Source organism: Variovorax sp. IB41 (assembly GCF_016405905.1).
Lineage (GTDB): Bacteria > Pseudomonadota > Gammaproteobacteria > Burkholderiales > Burkholderiaceae_C > Variovorax.
In genome coordinates this window covers 56753-75931 of sequence record NZ_JAEFCB010000015.1, presented here as the reverse complement: position 1 = coordinate 75931, position 19179 = coordinate 56753, and the positions used below count along the sequence as shown (strand labels likewise).

Annotated in this window: 15 protein-coding genes and 4 tRNA genes; 12 read left to right on the top strand and 7 right to left on the bottom strand. The window is 67.3% G+C overall.

Going from position 1 to position 19179, the window contains the following annotated elements; translation table 11 throughout:
• Positions 1–141 precede the first annotated feature (141 nt).
• The 5 genes from JC881_RS23525 to JC881_RS23505 all read left to right on the top strand — a co-directional run bounded on the left by JC881_RS23525 (position 142) and on the right by JC881_RS23505 (position 1757).
• Complete coding sequence (locus tag JC881_RS23525; RefSeq protein ID WP_198788140.1) at positions 142–345, top strand: hypothetical protein; 204 nt, start codon at positions 142–144, stop codon at positions 343–345.
• 374 nt (positions 346–719) lie between these two features.
• Positions 720–796, top strand: a tRNA-Arg gene (locus tag JC881_RS23520).
• 35 nt (positions 797–831) lie between these two features.
• Positions 832–1038, top strand: coding sequence for a short-chain dehydrogenase (locus JC881_RS23515; RefSeq protein ID WP_198788139.1), 207 nt, complete (start codon positions 832–834; stop codon positions 1036–1038).
• Positions 1039–1066: 28 nt separating this feature from the next.
• A tRNA-His gene (locus tag JC881_RS23510) sits at positions 1067–1140 on the top strand.
• 53 nt (positions 1141–1193) lie between these two features.
• A complete protein-coding gene (locus tag JC881_RS23505; protein WP_198788138.1) occupies positions 1194–1757 on the top strand; it encodes an HNH endonuclease in 564 nt (187 codons plus the stop codon).
• An 87-nt stretch (positions 1758–1844) separates the two neighbouring features.
• Here the strand turns inward: JC881_RS23505 and JC881_RS23500 are convergent, their stop codons facing one another.
• On the bottom strand, positions 1845–2021 hold the full coding sequence (locus JC881_RS23500) for a hypothetical protein (protein WP_198788137.1): 177 nt from the start codon (positions 2019–2021) through the stop codon (positions 1845–1847).
• A 273-nt stretch (positions 2022–2294) separates the two neighbouring features.
• Here JC881_RS23500 and JC881_RS23495 point away from each other — a divergent pair, with 273 nt between their 5' ends.
• Positions 2295–2717: a hypothetical protein gene (locus tag JC881_RS23495; RefSeq protein WP_198788136.1), complete on the top strand. Its 423-nt coding sequence runs from the start codon at positions 2295–2297 to the stop codon at positions 2715–2717.
• Between the two features lie 71 nt (positions 2718–2788).
• Here the strand turns inward: JC881_RS23495 and JC881_RS23490 are convergent.
• Positions 2789–2864, bottom strand: a tRNA-Lys gene (locus JC881_RS23490).
• 140 nt (positions 2865–3004) lie between these two features.
• Here JC881_RS23490 and JC881_RS23485 point away from each other — a divergent pair.
• On the top strand, positions 3005–3712 hold the full coding sequence (locus tag JC881_RS23485; protein WP_198788135.1) for an SDR family NAD(P)-dependent oxidoreductase: 708 nt from the start codon (positions 3005–3007) through the stop codon (positions 3710–3712).
• 53 nt (positions 3713–3765) lie between these two features.
• Here JC881_RS23485 and JC881_RS23480 read toward each other — a convergent pair.
• Positions 3766–3841, bottom strand: a tRNA-Ala gene (locus JC881_RS23480).
• A 90-nt stretch (positions 3842–3931) separates the two neighbouring features.
• Here JC881_RS23480 and JC881_RS23475 point away from each other — a divergent pair.
• Entirely contained in the window at positions 3932–4798 is an 867-nt protein-coding gene (locus JC881_RS23475) for an alpha/beta hydrolase (RefSeq protein WP_198788134.1), read from the top strand.
• Positions 4799–4822: 24 nt separating this feature from the next.
• Here the strand turns inward: JC881_RS23475 and JC881_RS23470 are convergent, their stop codons facing one another.
• Complete coding sequence (locus JC881_RS23470; RefSeq protein ID WP_198788133.1) at positions 4823–5800, bottom strand: GMP reductase; 978 nt, start codon at positions 5798–5800, stop codon at positions 4823–4825.
• 207 nt (positions 5801–6007) lie between these two features.
• Between JC881_RS23470 and JC881_RS23465 the strand changes: the two genes are divergently transcribed.
• From JC881_RS23465 to JC881_RS23455, 3 genes are all read left to right on the top strand, one after another.
• The gene (locus tag JC881_RS23465; protein ID WP_198788131.1) at positions 6008–8419 is read left to right on the top strand and encodes a UvrD-helicase domain-containing protein; all 2412 of its coding nucleotides are present in this window, start codon (positions 6008–6010) and stop codon (positions 8417–8419) included.
• Positions 8420–8572: 153 nt separating this feature from the next.
• The gene (locus JC881_RS23460; protein ID WP_233101995.1) at positions 8573–12409 is read left to right on the top strand and encodes a DUF2339 domain-containing protein; all 3837 of its coding nucleotides are present in this window, start codon (positions 8573–8575) and stop codon (positions 12407–12409) included.
• Complete coding sequence (locus JC881_RS23455; RefSeq protein WP_198788128.1) at positions 12406–13902, top strand: DUF3999 domain-containing protein; 1497 nt, start codon at positions 12406–12408, stop codon at positions 13900–13902. Before JC881_RS23460 ends, JC881_RS23455 begins: the two co-directional genes overlap by 4 nt.
• Positions 13903–13908: 6 nt before the next feature.
• On the opposite strand, the gene JC881_RS23450 is transcribed toward JC881_RS23455, so the two are convergent.
• The 3 genes from JC881_RS23450 to JC881_RS23440 are packed head-to-tail and all read right to left on the bottom strand — an operon-like array spanning position 13909 to position 16228.
• Positions 13909–14748, bottom strand: a complete 840-nt coding sequence (locus JC881_RS23450) for a BPSS1780 family membrane protein (protein WP_198788126.1) — start codon at positions 14746–14748, stop codon at positions 13909–13911.
• 10 nt (positions 14749–14758) lie between these two features.
• Complete coding sequence (locus JC881_RS23445) at positions 14759–15808, bottom strand: homoserine kinase (protein ID WP_198788124.1); 1050 nt, start codon at positions 15806–15808, stop codon at positions 14759–14761.
• 57 nt (positions 15809–15865) lie between these two features.
• Positions 15866–16228: a hypothetical protein gene (locus JC881_RS23440; protein ID WP_198788122.1), complete on the bottom strand. Its 363-nt coding sequence runs from the start codon at positions 16226–16228 to the stop codon at positions 15866–15868.
• 97 nt (positions 16229–16325) lie between these two features.
• Here JC881_RS23440 and polA point away from each other — a divergent pair, with 97 nt between their 5' ends.
• Positions 16326–19139: a DNA polymerase I gene (gene polA, locus JC881_RS23435; RefSeq protein WP_198788120.1), complete on the top strand. Its 2814-nt coding sequence runs from the start codon at positions 16326–16328 to the stop codon at positions 19137–19139.
• Positions 19140–19179 lie beyond the last annotated feature (40 nt).

The following is a 19179-nucleotide window of genomic DNA, read 5'->3' as shown; positions in this document are numbered from 1 at the left end:
AACAACAAGACAAGAAAAGATTGTCCCGGTTGTTGACGTTGCAGTAAACACTATTTACAGTTGCCCTCATTCGCGGCGCAAGCCGTCCCCTTTTTCCAACCCTCAACAGCCGACAGCGGCAATTTTTGACCAGGACCCATCGTGAACACCGCACTGACCCTCACCAACATTCGACCCGCATCGGGCCGGGCGTTCGTGCGCGTGTGGTCGTGTGGCGGTGGGTTCGGCATGCCGTCGTCGAAATCGAATCTGCACCAGAGCTACGTGCATGCCACGCAAACCGCAGCGCGCCTGCGCGTTGGCAAGTTCGAGGATCAGGTGCTACCGGGCGGAGGTTGCGCATAGGCGCAGACCTTCCAAGCTCTCTCCAGCAGAGGCCCGGACACCGAAAGGTTTCCGGGCCTTTTTGTTTTGTTTTTGCTTTGTTTGTCGTGCTTTGTCATTTCGGGTGTGCCTTCACCACACCGCCAGGACCCACCGCGTCGACGGTCTGGCGGGATGTGCAGGAACTGATCCCTCCTGTGCAGCGACGTCGTACGGGACAGCGCCCAGCGCGCTGTCCGTCGCGTGAGGGCACAACCGAAATGGAAAAGCGGTCATTCGTTTTTTCGCACCGAACCCGAGCGGGACCGGGCCATTGCAGATGGTCCTTCCGCGGAAACCGGCCGCAAAGATGGGGCGGCGCCGGAACTCGTAACCGGACACTTTTTGTTTTTCATCCCGCGTTAGCTCAATGGATCAGAGCACTTGCCTACGAAGCAAGGGGTTGCACGTTCGAGTCGTGCACGTGGGGCCAGTTTTTTTGTTTGCTGTCACAACCAAGGAGTCACCATGCGCAAGCGCAACACCCCGATCCGGATGATCACCGTGCGCCCGGCCCAGCCGCGCAGCCGCATGGTGCTCGCCTTTCTTCGCCGCTTCGGCATCGGTACTGGTGCGCGGCGTGCAGCGGGGAATTCGTCCGCTTCACTGGGCCATTCGCGACTGCGCGAGTGCCTCGATCTCGACCAGCGCGTGCGCGAAGTGGGCGAGTGGTAGCGGGCCGATCGGCATTCTTCTCTTCATGGTGCGCGTAGCTCAATGGCAGAGCCGCGGGTTGTGGTCCCGCTGACGACGGTTCGATTCCGTTCGTGTACCCCATCTCTTTTTTTCTTCACTCATTCGACCATCGCCGCAAAAGGAGGCGAGCCATCATGCAACCTCACGTCCTGCAACTCGATATTCAGGGCACGCCGCAAGCCTGGATTTCGCTGGAGCAGGCGGTGCTGCACTACGCCACCGGATCGGTCGCTTGGGAAGACGGCGACCTGCCGCTGGCCACGTTGCGTGGCGGTTTCAACGTCGCGCGCGGTGTGCAGTCGCGCATCGAGGTGGCGCCCATCATCGCGCTGCGCGGCGCGTCGAAGATCAACTTGTTCGACGTGGTGCCCGGCGTCACCAAGAGCAAGCTGGTGCGCCGCGACCGCCACACCTGCGCGTACTGCGCGGGTGTGTTCGCCGAACGCGATCTTCAATGCGAGCACGTGTTGCCCGAGTCGCGCGGCGGTCCGTGGACCTGGACCAACCTGGTGAGTGCGTGCGCAGTCTGCAACAACAGGAAGGCCGCGCGCACGCCGGAGGAAGCCGGCATGCCGCTGGTCTACCTGCCGTATGTGCCGAGCCGCTTCGAGAACTTCCTGCTCGAAGGCCGCAACATTCGCGCGGACGTGCACGAGTGGCTGGCCAGGCGGCTGCCCAAGGGCTCTCGGCTTCAGTGAGAGGGTGCTGCTGTGCATCGGCTCGACCCTCATGCAAAAGGCCCGCTGTCGTCGGACAGCGGGCCTTTTCTTGTGCGGACGGAACGCTCAGCGCCCGACGCCGAACACGCGGTAGGCGATCACCCCCGCAGCCGCGAGGCCGCCCACGATGATGCAGAGCACTTTGGTGACCCGACCATTGCCGCGCCTGGAGCGGCCCCAGTGTTCCGGCCCGATCAGGTCGATGGGGACGGTGGGTTTGCCTATGTCGGACGCCTTTTCCATGGGAGAAATATAGCGCAGGCCAGCAATCACTTCGCCGGAACCATGGATTGTGTTGTCGCCGAACGTCGCCGTTCGGCCTGGATGCGGGAGGGCAAAAAATAACCCGCCGAAGCGGGTCGAACGAGCTGTTTGCTTCGAAGTGGGATGTCCCTGGAATCCTGATTGTTGTGATGCGTGACAGCAGGTACAAGATGCCATGTCATGCGTTGGACTTTGTAGATTTGCGTGATCGAAGACCGGGATTGGCAGTCCTAAATGTGAAATAGTGCATATATGAACAAAGAAATCATCCTCGAGAGTTTGACGCGCGCACTCGAAAGCTGGGTTCGCAATGCGTCCGCGGCGCAGCTCTGGCAGGTGCACCAGGCGGGTGGGCTGGGCGCATCTGTTCATGCGGAGAGCGACGTCGTCCAGGTGCGCGTCGCGCTCGGCGGTCCGCGCAATGCGCTGTCGGACATCGGCAAGACTGATGGGCGGTTGCCAGTCACCGAAGCATTTCTTGGAAAGAGCGTTGCCACCTGGGGCACGCCGCCGCCGCAAGGCGGCCCCGCGCGGGAGCAGTGGTTCCTGTCGAACGAATTGGCCCAGGAGCATGCGCGCCAATATCTGATGGCCGAGATCGGCGAGAAGCGCGAGGTGCTCGCGAGATTCGTGGACGACTGGGCCACGCGGCAGGACGGGGCGAGTTCGCCGTGATGTCGGCGAGCAAATAAAAAAGCCTGCTACCGGTGAGGTAGCAGGCTTTTTCAGCGTTTCCGCCATGTTGGTGGTGGGCCCTGAGTGACTCGAACACTCGACCTACGGATTAAGAGTCCGCTGCTCTACCAACTGAGCTAAGAGCCCCAGCGCTGTAAACGACTAGCGTTTTCAGGCAAGACCACGAGTATATCCCAGAATTTTCCGGTGTCCAAAAAAATTGTGAACCGCGGCGTTAGGATGCGCCACCGACGGGGCCTCGCCCCTCCTCAAACAGGAGCATTTTCATGAGCGATGCAAACACCACGCCCCACGTCGTGATCACCGGTGCCGCGGGCGCACTGGGTCGCGCGGTGGCGCAGCACTTCCTCGACCAGGGCGCGCGCCTTGCGCTGGTCGACCATCATGCGGGCCGCCTGGCCGAAGTCTTTCCGGGGCTCGACAACTCGCAGCACCTGCTGCTCGCAGGCGACGTGACCTCGGCGCCCGAGATGGCCGAGCTGACCGGGCAGGCGCTCAAGGCCTTTGGCCGCGTCGACGCGCTCGTGCACATCGCAGGCGGTTTCGAAATGGGCGAGGCCACGCATGCGCTCTCGCGCGCGAGCTGGGACCGGATGATGAATCTCAACGCATGGTCGTTCGTCGCGGTGACGCAGGCCGTGCTGCCTTCGATGATCGAACGCAAGGCCGGCCGCATCGTCGCCGTGACGGCGAAGGTCGCGGCGCGCGGCGTGCCGGCGATGGCCGCGTACATCGCATCGAAGAGCGCATTGCAGCGCCTGGTGGAAGCGATGGCCGCCGAGGCCGCGCCGCACGGCGTCAGCGTGAACAGCGTGGCGCCGAGCGTGCTGGACACACCGGCGAATCGCCAGGCCATGCCCGATGCCAATCCGGCCGAGTGGGTGTCGACGTCGGTCGCGGCGCAGACCATCGGCTTCCTCGCATCGCCCGCGGCGGCGGCGTTGCATGGCCAGCATCTGTCGCTCGATACCTGAGCCACCCAAAAGAAAAGGCCTTGGCGGGTTGCCAAGGCCTTTTTCAAATCGGTTGGTGGAGAGGATGAGGATCGAACTCACGACCTCCGCATTGCGAACGCGGCGCTCTCCCAGCTGAGCTACCCCCCCAACACAGCGCAAATTCTAACCAGACTCCCGTCCCCGCGCACGTTGTCGTGCCAAGATTCGCGCCTCCTAAAAACCAAGAGCAGCAACCGCATGGCCTCGTACGACCCCGCCTGGCTGGAAGGCATGTACAACAACCTCGCGCGGGTGAAAGATCACCCGGCGTACTTCGAGCGCTGGACGCGCGAATCGGCCGCGGTGCGCGATGCCTTGCCCGGCCGGATCGACCTGCGCTATGGCGACGGCCCGAACGAGACGCTCGACATCTTCCCCGCGCCGATCCCCGACGCGCCGGTGCTGGTCTTCATCCACGGCGGCTACTGGCGTGCGATGGACAAGAGCCAGCATTCCTTCATCGCGCCGACGTTCAACGACCGCGGCATCTGCGTCGTCGTGCCCAACTACGCGCTGTGTCCGGGGACGGTCGAGGCGCCTGTCACCGTGCCGGGCATCCTCATGCAGATGGTGCGTGCGCTCGAATGGACCTGGCGCCACGTCGCGACCTATGGCGGCGATCCGTCGCGCATCACCGTCGCGGGTCACTCGGCCGGTGGCCACATGGCGGCGGCCTTGCTGTCTTGCGATTGGAAAGCGGTCGCGCCCGATCTGCCCGCACGGCTGGTGCGCAACGCACTCTCGATCTCGGGCCTCTACGACCTGCGGCCGCTGCAGCGCACGCCGTTCCTGGAGCACACGCTGAGGCTGACCGATGCGGACGCGCACCGTGCGAGCCCCGCGCTCTGGCCCGCGCCGCCGCGCGGCCAGCTCTATGCAGCCGCCGGTGGGAATGAGAGCCCCGAATTCCTCCGCCACAACACGATGATCCGCGACGCCTGGGGCCGCAACGCCGTGCCGGTGTGCGAGGTGCTGCCGGGCCTGGACCACTTCGGCGTGGTCGACGCATTTGCCGATCCGGCCCACGCGCTGCACCGCCACGCGGTGCAATTGCTAGAAGCCTGACCGGCACAGCCCGGGGCAGGGCGCTTACATCAGCAGGTGTTCGCCCGCGTTGTCGCCGCCCAGCGTGACGTAGTTGACCTTGCGGATGTCCATCAGCGTGCGGCCGCCCGCGTAGCTGATCGAGCTCTGCACGTCCTGCTCCATCTCCACCAGCGTGTTCGCCAGTTTGCCCTTGATCGGCTCCAGGATGCGCTTGCCCTCGACGTGCTTGTATTCGCCCTTGTTGAAGTCGCTGGCCGAGCCGTAGTACTCCTTGAAGAGCGTGCCATCCACGTCCACCGTCTTGCCCGGCGATTCTTCATGGCCCGCGAACAGCGAGCCGATCATCACCATCGAGGCGCCGAAGCGCACGCTCTTGGCGATGTCGCCATGGTCGCGGATGCCGCCGTCCGCAATGATCGGCTTGGTCGCCACGCGCGCGCACCACTTGAGCGCCGACAGCTGCCAGCCGCCCGTGCCGAAGCCGGTCTTGAGCTTGGTGATGCAGACCTTGCCCGGGCCGATGCCCACCTTGGTCGCGTCCGCGCCCCAGTTCTCCAGGTCGATCACCGCTTCGGGCGTGCCGACGTTGCCGGCGATCACGAAGGCCTTAGGCAGCTTTTCCTTCAGGTAGCCGATCATGTTCTTCACGCTGTCGGCATGGCCGTGCGCGATGTCGATCGTGATGTATTCGGGCACGAGGCCCTCTGCCACCAACTGGTCGACGGTCTCGTAGTCGGGCTTCTTCACGCCCAGCGAGATGGAGGCGAACACGCCCTTGCCCTGCATGTCCTTGACGAACTTCACGTTGTCCAGGTCGAAGCGGTGCATCACGTAGAAGTAGCCGTTCTGCGCAAGCCACAGGCAGATCGACTCGTCGACCACCGTCTTCATGTTGGCCGGCACCACCGGCAGGCGGAACGTGCGCTCGCCCAGCGTGACGCTGGCATCGCACTCCGAGCGGCTCTCCACGCGGCACTTGCGCGGGAGCAAAAGGATGTTGTCGTAATCGAAAATCTGCATGACCAAGGCTCCTGAAAGGAATCGTTGAAAAAAACGAATGAGCGCTTGGTCCGGCCGGTCTTCATGGGGCATTCCATAAAGGAAACGCCCACAAAAAACCGGGCGCAAGAATCTTGGGCCCGGTGATTGATTTTACGCGGTGTCGCAAGGGCGGGTCTTCCAGTTCTTCGTATAACCCGCATACGCGGTGGTTTCTACAATCGGTGGATGTTGTTTAACGATCTCGCGGCTGATGCCAACCCCCCGGAACTGCCGCTGTTGCAGAACCTGAACCCGGAGCAGCGCGCTGCGGTCACCTTGCCGCAGGGTAATGCGCTGATCCTGGCGGGCGCCGGCTCCGGCAAGACGCGGGTGCTCACCACCCGCATCGCCTGGCTGCTGCAGACCGGCCAGGTCTCCCCCGGCGGCATCCTGGCCGTGACCTTCACCAACAAGGCCGCCAAGGAAATGATGACGCGGCTGACCGCGATCCTTCCGGTCAACGTGCGCGGCATGTGGATCGGCACCTTCCACGGCCTGTGCAACCGCCTCCTGCGCGCGCACTGGAAGCTGGCCAACCTGCCTTCGACCTTCCAGATCCTCGATACGCAAGACCAGCTCTCGGCCATCAAGCGCCTGATGAAGCAGTTCAACGTCGACGACGAGCGCTTTCCCGCCAAGCAGACCCAGTGGTTCATCGCCGGCGCCAAGGAAGACGGCCTGCGCCCGAAGGACGTGGAGATCCGCAGCGACGACGACCGCAAGAAGGTCGAGCTCTACCAGCTCTACGAAGAGCAGTGCCAGCGCGAAGGCGTGGTCGACTTCGGCGAGCTCATGCTGCGCAGCTACGAACTGCTGCGCGACAACGACCCGGTGCGCGAGCACTACCAGCGGCGCTTTCGCCACATCCTGATCGACGAGTTCCAGGACACCAACCGCCTGCAGTACGCGTGGATCAAGATGCTCTCGGGCAACACCGCCGGCGGACAGTTCACGCCGAACCCCAACAACAGCGTGATCGCCGTGGGCGACGACGACCAGAGCATCTACGCCTTCCGCGGCGCGCGCGTGGGCAACATGGCCGACTTCGTGCGCGAGTTCGACGTGCAGCACCAGATCAAGCTGGAGCAGAACTACCGCAGCTACAGCAACATCCTCGACTCGGCCAACGAGCTCATCAGCCACAACAAGAAGCGCCTGGGCAAGAACCTGCGCACCGACCAAGGCCCGGGCGAGCCGGTGCGCGTGTACGAGTCGCCCACCGATCTTGCCGAGGCGCAGTGGATGGTCGAGGAAATGCGCCAGCTCGTGCGCGACGGCTTCGACCGCAAGGAGATGGCCGTGCTCTACCGCAGCAATGCGCAGAGCCGGGTGATCGAGACGGCGCTCTTCAATGCCTCGGTGCCGTACCGCGTGTACGGGGGCCTGCGCTTCTTCGAGCGCGCCGAAATCAAGCATGCGCTGGCCTACCTGCGCCTCTTGGAAAACAAGGACGACGACACGAGCTTCCTGCGCGTCGTCAACTTCCCGCCGCGCGGCATCGGCGCGCGCACGCTCGAAACCCTGCAGGACGCGGCGCGCGCGGCCGGTCGTTCGCTGCACGACGCGGTCAGCGTCGTGGGCGGCAAGGCGGGCGCGAACCTCACGGGCTTCGTCGCCAAGATCGACGTGCTGCGGGAGCAAACCCAGGGCGTGAGCCTGCGCGAGATCATCGAGCTGGTGCTCGACCACAGCGGCCTCGTCGAGCACTACAAGGCCGACCGCGAAGGCGCCGACCGCCTGGAGAATCTGGACGAACTGGTGAATGCGGCCGAGAGCTTCGTCACGCAGGAAGGCTTCGGCCGCGACGCGGTGGCGCTGCCGGTCGACGAACTGCGCCAGTCGCCCGCGAGCCAGGGCATCGACCCGACCCGCCCGGTGCTCGACGAGCCGCTCGCCCCCGACGCCGAAACCGGCGAAACGCTGAGCCCGCTGGCCGCGTTCCTCACGCATGCCGCGCTCGAATCGGGCGACAACCAGGCGCAGGCCGGGCAGGACGCGGTGCAGCTCATGACGGTGCATGCCGCCAAGGGCCTGGAGTTCGACTGCGTGTTCATCACCGGCATGGAGGAGGGGCTCTTTCCGCACGAGAACTCGATGAGCGACTTCGAGAGCCTCGAAGAAGAGCGCCGCCTGATGTACGTGGCGATCACCCGCGCGCGCAAGCGCCTGTACCTGAGCCATTCGCAGACGCGCATGCTGCACGGCCAGACGCGCTACAACGTCAAGAGCCGCTTCTTCGACGAGCTGCCCGAGGGCGCGCTCAAGTGGCTCACGCCCAAGAACCAGGGCTTCACGCCGTCGGCCTTTGGCTACGGCGGCGGCTACGGGAGCACGCGCGGCGGCAGTGGCGGCTACAGCGGCGCAAGCAGCAGCTACGGCGGCAGCAAGGACACCTTCGCCAGCCCGCCGGTGCCCCCGCAGAAGACCGCGCCGTCGCACGGCCTGCGCTCTGGCATGCAGGTGTTCCACAACAAGTTCGGCGAGGGCACGGTGGTGGCGCTCGAAGGCACGGGCGACGACGCGCGCGCGCAGGTCAAGTTCACGCGCCATGGCGTGAAGTGGCTGGCGCTCTCGGTGGCCAAGCTCACGCCGGTCTGACTCGCACCGGTCAGACTCGCACCCGTCTGAAGCTGCTACCAAAGCTATAGCTGACGGCATAGGCAGGACGGGCATCACGGCGGTTTTCGCCGGGATCAGCCGTACACTCCGGACTCGCCAAAACATGGGGAGTCAGGGATGTGGTTCATAGGCATGATTGCCGGCCTGTTCATTGGGGCGATCTTCGAATCGGTGCCCGTGGCGCTGGTTCTCGCACTCGTCGGCGCGTTCGCGTTTTCGAAGCTGTTCGGCAAGAAGAAAAAAGACGCGCCGCAGCGCACCGAAGCTGAAGGCGGCCTGCCGGAAGGGCGCGCCGTCGGCACGCCGGCCGCAGGGGCGCCCGCGGGTGGCGTGCTGAAGCTGCAGCAGCGGGTCACCGAGCTCGAAGAGCGGGTGAACCAGCTGGAACGCCGGCTCGCGCAGGGCGCGGGCGAGGCGATCGCCGCACCCGCACCCGTACCGGTCATCGCGCCGGCCGCCGATCTCGCCACGTCCATGGGCGGCAAGCCCGTCGCAGAGGCGCCTTCGCTGCCGTTGGGCGAACCAGCGACTGCACGCGCCGCCGAGATGACGCGGCGGCGCATCGTGACCATGCAGGTTCCGCCGCCTGCTGCCGTCGCCAAGGAGGCCATTCCAGAGTCGCTGGCCGCGGCACCTGCTACTCCCGTCATCGACAAACCTGTCGCACCGCGCCCGCCTGAAACCGTCCCCGCACCCGCGCCGGTCGCGGTGCCGCCGCTGGTGCGCCGCCCGCCACCGCCGCCTGCGCCACCACCGGTCCCGCTGCGCGACCGCCTGCCCGCACCGATCGCCAACCTGATCTTCGGCGGCAACATGCTGGTGAAACTCGGCGTGCTGATCCTGTTCCTCGGCTTGGCCTTCCTGTTGCGCTACACGGCGGAACGCGTCACGGTGCCGATCGAGCTGCGCTACGCCGCGGTCGCGCTGGTCGGCGCGGGTCTCCTGGTGCTGGGCTGGCTGCTGCGCCACAAGCGCGCGGGCTATGCGCTGATATTGCAGGGCGCGGGCATCGGCGTCTTCTATCTCACGACGCTCGCAGCCATGAAGCTCAGCGGCCTGCTGCCGGCCAGCGTGGGCTTCGCGTTCCTGTTCGGCGTGGCGGTGCTCAGCGCCGCGCTCGCGGTGCTACAAAACGCACCCTTGCTCGCCATCGTCGCCGCACTCGAAGGCTTTGCCGCACCGGTGCTGGCATCGACCGGCTCCAACCAGCCGGTGGGCCTCTTCACCTACCTGCTGGTGCTCGACGTGGGCATCGTGCTGATCGCGTGGTTCAAGGCCTGGCGCGTGCTCAACCTGATCGGCTTCGTGGGCACCTTCACGCTTGCGGCCGGCTGGGCGCACAAGTACTACACCGACGACCAGTACGGCATCGTGCAGCCGTTCCTCGTCGTGTTCTTCCTGCTCTTCACCGCGATCGGCCTGTTCTTCGCGCGTCGCACGCTGTTCGACGCGCCGGTGCAGCCCGCGCAGCCGCTCGCCACGCGCGCGCTCGACACGCTGCGACGCGCCGGCCGGGTCGACAGCTCGCTCGTCTTCGGCACGCCGATGGTCGCCTTCGGCATGCAGTACCTGCTGATGCATCCGTGGGAATACGGCGCCGCGTTCTCGGCGATGGCGCTCGCGGCGTTCTATCTCGTGATGGGCCGGCTGGTGTTCGCCACGCAGCCCAAGGGCCTCGCGCTGCTGGCGGAGGCCTACGCCATCGTCGGCGTGATCTTCGGCACGCTCGCCATTCCGCTCGGCCTCGAAGGGCAGTGGACCGGTGCGGCGTGGGCGGTCGAGGCCGCCGGCATGTACTGGCTGGGCGCGCGACAAGGGCGCGTCTATGCGCGCGCCTTCTCGTTCCTGGTGTTCGCGGGCGCCGTGTGGAAGCTGCTCGAAGCCACGCAGGTCGATGGGGCCGCGGGGCACCCGCTGCTGCAGGGCTCGGTGATCGGCCCGCTGCTGGTCGCGGCGAGCGCCTTCGCGATGTGGGCCATGCACCGCCGCGCGAAGCTCGACGAGGGCGACAGCCTCGAAGCCATCGTCGGCAGCGCCTTGCCGTGGCTCGGCATGGCCGCGCTCACGCTGCTGCTGTGGCAATGGTTCACGCCGCCCTGGGCCGCGGCGGCGACGGCCGTGCTCGCATCGGTCACCTTCGCGGTCGCCGTGCGCTTTGCGCTGCTGCCGCTCACCTCCGTGAGCTTCGGCATGCAGGCGCTGGCGGTGGCGGGTTTCGTCGCCACGCTGCATCGCGCGGGCGATGGGCTCGATGCCACGCAGGCGCTCGAAAGCGGCTGGCAGGGCGCCGCGGCCGCGTGCCTGATCGCGCTCAGCGTGCTCGGCAGCGCCGCCTGGTCGATGCGGCAGGCGCACCGCGCGGCACTGGCGCGCGGCGTGCAGCCCGTGTGGTCGGTCGGCAATGTGGTGGGCGTGATCGCGGGCGTGGGCCTGCTGCACCTGGCGATGCTGTTCCAGATCAGCCTCACCCAGGCCGCGCTGCTGTGGCCGCTGACCGCCACCGTCGTGCTGTGGGTGGCGCTGCGCATGGCGCACCTGCCGCTCGCGGTGTTCGCGGGCGTGCTGCACGCGGTCTCGGCGGTCCTCTTCATCGTGCTCGCGGAGATGGGCGGCGACATGCGCGTGCTGCGCCCCGCGTTCGGGCATCTGGGCTTCTGGACGCCGGTGGTGCTGGGCCTCACGGCACTGCTGGCCGGCGACTGGCTGCGCGACGAGGCGCGGCCGCGCGAAACCGGGGCCGTCGGCACGGCGCGCAAGCGCTGGGTCAATGCGTGGTGCGCCCTGCCTGCGGTGCTGTGGACGCCGGTGGTCTGGGGCCTGGGCTGGTGGCTCTTCGGCATGCTGGACGAAAGCGTCCGGACGCTGAATCTCCACGCGTTGGCGAGCCACGTGCCCGCAGCCGCCATGGCGGTGGTGCTCGTGACCTCCGTGCTGTCCGCGCTCGTGGCGCACCGGCGCGACTGGCCACAGCTCGGCCGGGCGACGCTGGCCACGCTGCCCGGCTTCGGGCTGATCGCCGCCTACGGCATCGCGGGCGGCCCGACGCCGTTCTACGTGCCGTCGAGCGCGCTCGGCTGGATCGCGTGGCCGCTGGCGCTCGTGTGGCATCTGCGCCTGCTGCGTGCGCAGAAGCGCTGGCTCGACGCCTCGGTGCTGACGCCGTTCCACGTCGCGGGCTTCTGGCTCTTCCTGCTGCTCGCGGCGCGCGAATGCCAGTGGCAGCTCGGCCGCATCGGCGCCGAATGGTCGAGCTGGCAACTGCTGGGCTGGGCCATCGTGCCGGCGCTCGTGCTGTGGGCGCTGCGCTCGCGCGTGCTGCTGCAGCGCTGGCCGCTCAATGAATACCGCAGCGCCTACCTGGAGTTCGCCGCGACGCCGGTGGCGGTGTACCTGCTGGCATGGGTGTGGGTGACCAACGCCGTGAGCCCCGGCGATGCGGCGCCGCTGCCTTATGTGCCGCTGCTCAATCCACTGGAACTCGCGCAATGGCTCGTGCTGTTCGCGATGGTGCTCTGGTGGCGCGCGCTGCCAGAAGGCTCCTTCGCGCGCGTGCAGCCGATGGTCGCCAAGGGCGCGGTCGGCTTCACCGGCCTCGCGCTGCTGACCGGCATGGTGCTGCGCGCCTGCCATCACTACGCGGGCGTGGAGTGGCGCTTCGATGCGCTCTACGCCTCGTGGCTCACGCAGGCGGCGCTGTCGATCACCTGGGCGATCTGCGGCGTGGTCGCGATGGTGCTGGGCCATGGGCGCCGGGTGCGCACGCTGTGGATCGCGGGCGCCGCGCTGCTCGGCGTGGTGGTGCTCAAGCTCTTCTTCGTCGAGCTGGCGGACCGCGGCGGGCTGTTCCGCATCGTGTCGTTCATTGCCGTCGGCGCCTTGCTGCTGCTGGTGGGGTACTTCGCGCCGGTGCCGCCGAAGAAGGAAGAGGCGGAGCCGAAGATGGCGCCGGCCGAAGGAGGTGCGGTATGAGCGGCCGTTCGATTCATGTTGTCGCCGCCGCGCTGATGGCGGTGGCGGGCGCCGCTCAGGCGCAGCCGGTCACCTCGGCACCCATCGCGCTGCAGGGCGCTGGGCCATACCACCGGCTCACGCTGCCGCTCGCCATCTACGGTCGCGCTGCCTACGGTGACCTAAGCGATCTGCGGGTTCACAACGCTGCTGGCCATGCCGTGCCCTACGCGTGGCTCCGCAACGAGGCGGCGGCGCCGCGCACGGCCTCTCAAGCGGTGCCGATCTTCGCGTTGCCCGGCAACACCGCATCGGCAGACACCGCGCTCGCTTTCACCGTGCGTGCCGACGGCTCCCTGGCGCTCGACAGCAAGACCGCCGCCAAGGCGAACGACGCGACCCAATGGCTCATCGACGTGAGCCAGGTCAAGGGCAGCCTGCTGCAGGCGCGCTTCGAGGTCGCGCCCGATGCACGCGGCCTGTTCACTTTCCGGTTGGAGGCCAGCGAGGACTTGCGGCAATGGCGCCCGGTCGGCGGCGATGAGCAACTGGTGCGCCTGGCCCACGGCGGCCAGACCATCGAGCGCATGGCGGTCGAGCTGGGCAACCTGCGCACGCGCTTCCTGCGCCTGCGCTGGAGCGATCCGCAGCACGGCGCGCCGCTCGCCAAGGTGGAGATCGACAGCGTGCAGGAGGTCGAGCCGGTGGCGCCGATCGAATGGTCCGGCGCGCTCAAGCCCGAGCGCTGCGCCGAGGACCACTGCGACTACCTGCTGCCGCACGGCCTGCCGGTGCAGAGCCTGCGCATCGACCTCGCGGACATCAACACGCTGGCTCAGGTCGGCGTGTCGGGCCTCGTCGACGCCGCGCCGGCTTCGGCGACGCCGCCGCAGTTCGTGCCGCGCAATCCGCTCTACGCGTTGCGGCACCAGCAGCGCCGAGCGACCGCGCTGCCCACGGGCCCGGGCGAGGCGCCGCTGCTCGATGCGGTGGTGTACCGCCTCGCGCAAGCCGGCGGCGAGGCGCGCTCGCCGGTGCTGGCGCTCGACGGCGCGGTGTATTCGCGCCTGCGGCTGCGCACCGCTGGCCCGGTGAGCGTGCTCGGCGCGACACCGCCGACGATCGCCGTGGGGGCCACGCCGCGCACGCTGGTGTTTCTGGCGCAGGGCAGCGCGCCGTTCTCGCTCGCGTGGCGCGCGGCACCCGACACGGGCGCTGTGCAGGGGGCGGTGCCGGGTGCGCCGCTCGCGCTGTCGACGCTGATTCCGGGTTACGCCGCGGACAAGCCCGTCGCGGCGGACGGCGCCTCGGTCACGCTGCCGGTGGCTGCGGTCGATGCCGCTGTCGCAGCCGCCGCGCTCGCGCCCGTTCCCGAAACGGCGCCGCACGATCCGTCGCGCAAGTGGTGGCTCTGGGGGGCTTTGGGTGTCGGCCTGCTGCTGCTCGCAGGCATGGCGTGGTCGCTGTTCGCAAGCCTGCGCAAGGACAGCGCTGCAACGGACCGGGCCGGCTGACCGCGGTCAGTTCGGATCGAAGCTGTCGCGGAAGGTGAACCAGGTCGAGCTCAGCGACATGGCTGCCAGCACCAGCGCCGTGCCGATCATCAGGATGTTGCCGACCGCCACGGCCGCGCCGCCCGCGCCCAGCGCGCCGACGCCCACCAGCACGGTGGCGACCAGGCCCATCGCGATGCCGGCCAAGAGGAACACACCGAACCACGAGAGCACGAAGAGCGCGTAGGCGCCGAAGTTGCGGAACAGCGCGACGATGCTGAAGAAGATGCTCTTGACCGGCTCCACGCGGTGCCAGTGCACCAGTGCCGGCGCATGCCACATGGCCAGCGACAGCGGCAGGTTCAGGCACATCAGGAGCACGCGGGCGAGCTGGAAATCGCTGCTGGCCATCACCTCGGGTGTGATCGCGTCGTCCAGCAGGTAGGCGCGCATGAGCTGCCCGCCGTCGACCAGCGCGGTGACCATCACCGCGAACACGAAATAGATGGCCGAGATCACGCCCAGCACCACCAGCGAGCGCCACTCCGCGCGCATGGCGCCGAACACGGCCACGAACATCGCGGAGCCCGTGGGCCGCTGCGCATCGCCCAGGGTGCCGGCATTGCCGACGCCGTCGGCGTTGTCGTCGTAGGCCACCGAGGTCGCCACCATCAGGCCCAGCGTCATGAAGGGCAGGAACACCGGCGCGACGATGCTGCCGATGAGCGGCAGCACCGACACCGTCGAGATCACCGCCATCAGCAGGAAGAACAGCGAGATGAAGGCGAGCGGCTGCCGCCAGAAGGTCTTGAGTCCGGAGCGGACCCAGGCGGCGCCGGTTCGCGCCGGCACGAGGTTGAGTTTCATGGGTTGCGGATCATGCGGCCATGAGCGGCTCGAGGGCCTGCGCCATGGCATGCGGATGGGTGGCGCGCTCGCGCAGCACGCGCTCGAAGTGCGTGGGGTCGTGGGGCTTGAGCATGCTGGCCTCGCGCGGCAGGTGGAAGTCCCACAGGCGCGAGATCCAGAAGCGCAGCGCCGCGGCGCGCAGCATCGCGGGCAGCAGGGCGCGCTCGGAGGCGTTCAGCGGGCGCACGGTTTCGTAGGCCGAGAGCAGGGCATCGGCACGTTCGGCGTGGTGCACGCCGGTGGCCAGGTCGATGGCCCAGTCGTTCAGGCACACCGAGAGGTCGAAGAGCCAGGTGTCGGTGCCGGCGAAGTAGAAGTCGAACACGCCGGTCAGGCGCGGTGCGGAACCCGCTTCGTCGCCGGTCGCGAACATCACGTTGTCGCGGAACATGTCGGCATGCACCGGCCCGCGCGGCAGCGCCGCGTAGGCCGACGATTCGGCGATGTGGTTCTGGTAGGCGAGCTCGGCGCGCAAGAGCGCGGCCTGCGGCTCGTCGATGTAGGGCAGCACCACCGGCACGGTCTCGTTCCACCATGCGAGGCCGCGCAGGTTCGGCTGGATGCGCGGGAAGTCGCGCGCGGCGATGTGCATGCGCGCCAGCATCTCGCCCAGTTCGGCGCAGTGCGCCGCGGTCGGTGCGAGCTCGCTGTGGCCCGACAGGCGCTGCACCAGCGCCGCCGGCTTGCCCGCCACGATGTGCAGCAGCTCGCAGGGCGCATTGGCGGGAACCGTCAGCGCATGGCCCTTGGGGGCTTGCACGGCCGGGTCGGCCACGGGCTCGGGCACCGGCAGGCCGCGGGCGGCCAGGTGCTTCATGAGGCAAAGGTAGTAAGGCAGCTGCTCGGCGTTCAGACGCTCGAACAGCGTGAGCACGAACTCGCCGGACTCGGTGGTCGCGAAGTAGTTGGTGTTCTCGATGCCGCCCTCGATGCCGCGCAGGTCGCGCAGCGCGCCCATGCCAAGGCGCTGGACGAGCGCGTCTGCCTCGCCGAATTGCACTTCGGTAAAAACTGCCATGAGGGGGTGCTCAGCGACGAGCCGGGAATGCGGTGGACGGGAGCGGCTGCGGCACGGTCAGAACTTCATCACGTTCCACACGCGGGCGCCGGTGCCGGTGGAGTTCGTGTCGTTCCCGCGGGCGGTGCCGGCGTCGTTGGGCAGCACTTCGTAGCCCGGCATGTTCGACTTGGGCTTGACGTTGATGCTCTGCGTGCGGCCGCCATAGCGCACCTCGTCGACCGAGGCGCCGCTGTCTTCGGTGTGGATGTGCTCGACCTTCTGGTTGCGCCGGCCGTCGGCCTGCTCCTGATTTTGTAGCGGCTCCGCCGGGGCCGGGGTGGCAGCGGGCGCGGTTTGCGCGTGCACGGCGGCGAAGGGGGCTGCAAAGGCCAGCGCCAGCAGGATGCGGCGGGCGATCAGGAGTGTGGAGCTAGGCATGCCTTGATTGTAGGCGCGCCCTCGCGCCAGGGGTGTCGGCGCGCAGCGCATGGCGTCGTGGTTCTGCGCGCCGGTCCGGGCACGGCAAAATGGCCCGATGACCGACAAGAAAACGCTGCTGCTCGTCGATGGCTCGAGCTACCTGTACCGGGCCTTCCACGCCATGCCTGACCTGCGCGCCGTGCCCGGCGATTCGAAGAGCCCCGCCACCGGCGCCATCCGGGGAATGATCAACATGATGACGGCGCTGCGCCGCGAGGTGCGCGCCGACTACGCGGCCTGCATCTTCGATGCGCCCGGCAAGACCTTTCGCGACGACTGGTACCCCGAGTACAAGGCCAACCGCTCGCCGATGCCGGACGACCTCCGCAGCCAGATCGACCCCATCCACGAAGTGGTGAAGCTCCTGGGCTGGCCGGTGCTCAGCGTGCCCGACGTGGAGGCCGACGACGTGATCGGCACGCTCGCCAAGATCGCCGCCGCCCAGGGCGTCGAGGTGATCGTCTCCAGCGGCGACAAGGACCTGAGCCAGCTGGTGGACGAGCACATCACCATCATCGACACGATGAACGGCAAGAAGCGCGACGTGGCCGGCGTGACGGCCGAGTTCGGCGTGCCGCCGAACCTCATGGTCGACTACCAGACGCTGGTCGGCGATACGGTCGACAACGTGCCCGGCGTCGAGAAGGTCGGCCCGAAGACCGCCGCCAAATGGCTGCTCGAATACGGCTCGCTCGATGCGCTGGTCGAACGCGCCGCCGAAGTGAAGGGCGCCGCCGGCGAGAACCTGCGCAAGGCGCTGGACAAGCTGCCGCTGAGCCGCAGGCTCGTCACCATCCGCACCGACTGCGACCTCGACGGCCATGTCGTGGGGCTGCCATCCCTCGAAGGCCTGCCCGTCGGCGCGCCGCAGACCGGCGAGCTCAAGCCCTTCTACGAGAAGTTCGGCTTCAAGAGCCTCGTCAAGTCGCTCGAAGCGCAGGAAGTGCCGCCCGAGCTGATCGAGGAAAACATCAAGAAGAAGGCCGCCAAGGCCAACACCGATCAAGGCGGCCTGTTCGACGAGCCTTCGGACCTGAGCGCGCTCGATGCCGCCGCGCCCGCGAGCAACCTCAAGTACGACACGATCACCACCTGGGAACAGTTCGACGGCTGGCTCGCGCGGCTCGAAGCCGCCGAGCTCGCGGCCATCGACACCGAGACCACCTCGCTCGACGAAATGGTCGCGCAGATCGTCGGCGTGAGCTTCAGCGTCGAGCCGGGCGAGGCCGCCTACATCCCGCTCACGCACAACTACCCCGACGCGCCCGCGCAGTTGCCCATTGACGAGGTGCTCGCCAAGCTCAAGCCCTGGCTCGAGAACGCCGAGAAGAAAAAGCTCGGCCAGCACATCAAGTACGACCGCCATGTGTTCGCCAACCACGGCATCGAGGTTGAGGGCTACGCGCACGACACCATGCTGCAGAGCTACGTGCTCGAGGTGCACAAGCCGCACGGCCTCGCGAGCCTGGCCGAGCGCCACCTGGGGCGCAGCGGCATCTCGTATGAAGACCTCTGCGGCAAGGGCGCGCACCAGATTTCCTTCAGCCAGGTCGATATCGCCAAGGCCGCCGAATACTCGTGCGAGGACAGCGACCAGACCCTGGACGTGCATCGCACCCTGTGGCCCCAGCTCGAAGCCAACGAGAAGCTGCGCTACGTCTACCAGCTCGAGATGGATTCGAGCGAGGCGCTCTACCGCGTGGAGCGCAACGGCGTGATGATCGACAGCGCCACGCTCGCCGCGCAGAGCCACGAACTGGGCACGCGCATCATGGCGCTGGAGCAGGAGGCCTACGAGATCGCGGGGCAGCCGTTCAACCTCGGTTCGCCCAAGCAGATCGGCGAGATCTTCTTCACCAAGCTGGGCCTGCCGGTGGTCAAGAAAACGCCGAGCGGCGCGCCCAGCACCGACGAAGAAGTGCTGGAGAAACTGGCGGAGGACTATCCGCTCCCCGCCAAGATCCTGGAGCACCGCGGCCTCTCCAAACTCAAGGGCACCTACACCGACAAGCTCGGCCAGCTGGCCAACCCGCGCACCGGCCGCGTCCACACGCACTACGCGCAGGCCGTGGCCGTCACGGGGCGCCTGAGCAGCAACGACCCGAACCTGCAGAACATCCCGATCCGAACGCCCGAAGGCCGCCGCGTTCGCGAGGCATTCGTGGCACCGGCGGGCAGCGTGATCGCGAGCGCCGACTACTCGCAGATCGAGCTGCGCATCATGGCCCACATCAGCGGCGACGAGACGCTGCTGCGCGCCTTCACCGAAGGCATCGACGTGCACCGCGCGACCGCCGCCGAGGTGTTCGGGTCCACGCCCGACCAGGTCTCCAGCGAGCAGCGCCGCTATGCGAAGGTCATCAACTTCGGCCTCATCTACGGCATGAGCAGCTTCGGCCTCGCGAAGAACCTGGGCATCGAGACCAAGGCCGCGGCCGCTTACATCGAACGCTACTTCGCGCGCTATCCAGGCGTGAAGGTGTACATGGATGAGACGGTGGAGTTTGCGCGTGAGCATGGCTACGTTGAAACCGTGTTCGGCCGGCGCCTCTATCTCAGTGAAATCAATGGTGGGAATGGCCCTCGCAAGAAGGCAGCGGAACGACAAGCCATCAACGCGCCGATGCAGGGTACGGCGGCCGACCTCATCAAGCTGAGCATGGTCAAGGTACAGAACGTGCTTGACGAAGAGAAGCGCGCCACCAAGATGATCATGCAGGTGCACGACGAACTGGTGTTCGAAGTGCCCGAGGCCGAGGTCGAATGGGTGCGCACCGAAATCCCGCGCCTGATGGCCGGCGTGGCGGCGCTGAAGGTGCCGCTGCTCGCCGAGATCGGCATCGGTCCCAATTGGGACAAAGCGCATTGAGGGCGCACCGAGCGCCCATTGATCCCCCGCGTCATCGACA

Excerpts from the sequence above, each read along its gene's own strand:
- JC881_RS23470 (WP_198788133.1), bottom strand. The coding sequence starts at position 5,800 with ATGCAGATTTTCGATTACGACAACATCCTTTTGCTCCCGCGCAAGTGC.
- JC881_RS23515 (WP_198788139.1), top strand. The coding sequence starts at position 832 with ATGCGCAAGCGCAACACCCCGATCCGGATGATCACCGTGCGCCCGGCC.
- JC881_RS23450 (WP_198788126.1), bottom strand. The coding sequence starts at position 14,748 with ATGAAACTCAACCTCGTGCCGGCGCGAACCGGCGCCGCCTGGGTCCGC.
- JC881_RS23465 (WP_198788131.1), top strand. The coding sequence starts at position 6,008 with ATGTTGTTTAACGATCTCGCGGCTGATGCCAACCCCCCGGAACTGCCG.
- JC881_RS23475 (WP_198788134.1), top strand. The coding sequence starts at position 3,932 with ATGGCCTCGTACGACCCCGCCTGGCTGGAAGGCATGTACAACAACCTC.
- JC881_RS23460 (WP_233101995.1), top strand. The coding sequence starts at position 8,573 with ATGATTGCCGGCCTGTTCATTGGGGCGATCTTCGAATCGGTGCCCGTG.
- JC881_RS23500 (WP_198788137.1), bottom strand. The coding sequence starts at position 2,021 with ATGGAAAAGGCGTCCGACATAGGCAAACCCACCGTCCCCATCGACCTG.
- polA (WP_198788120.1), top strand. The coding sequence starts at position 16,326 with ATGACCGACAAGAAAACGCTGCTGCTCGTCGATGGCTCGAGCTACCTG.
- JC881_RS23440 (WP_198788122.1), bottom strand. The coding sequence starts at position 16,228 with ATGCCTAGCTCCACACTCCTGATCGCCCGCCGCATCCTGCTGGCGCTG.
- JC881_RS23455 (WP_198788128.1), top strand. The coding sequence starts at position 12,406 with ATGAGCGGCCGTTCGATTCATGTTGTCGCCGCCGCGCTGATGGCGGTG.
- JC881_RS23505 (WP_198788138.1), top strand. The coding sequence starts at position 1,194 with ATGCAACCTCACGTCCTGCAACTCGATATTCAGGGCACGCCGCAAGCC.
- JC881_RS23445 (WP_198788124.1), bottom strand. The coding sequence starts at position 15,808 with ATGGCAGTTTTTACCGAAGTGCAATTCGGCGAGGCAGACGCGCTCGTC.
- JC881_RS23485 (WP_198788135.1), top strand. The coding sequence starts at position 3,005 with ATGAGCGATGCAAACACCACGCCCCACGTCGTGATCACCGGTGCCGCG.
- JC881_RS23495 (WP_198788136.1), top strand. The coding sequence starts at position 2,295 with ATGAACAAAGAAATCATCCTCGAGAGTTTGACGCGCGCACTCGAAAGC.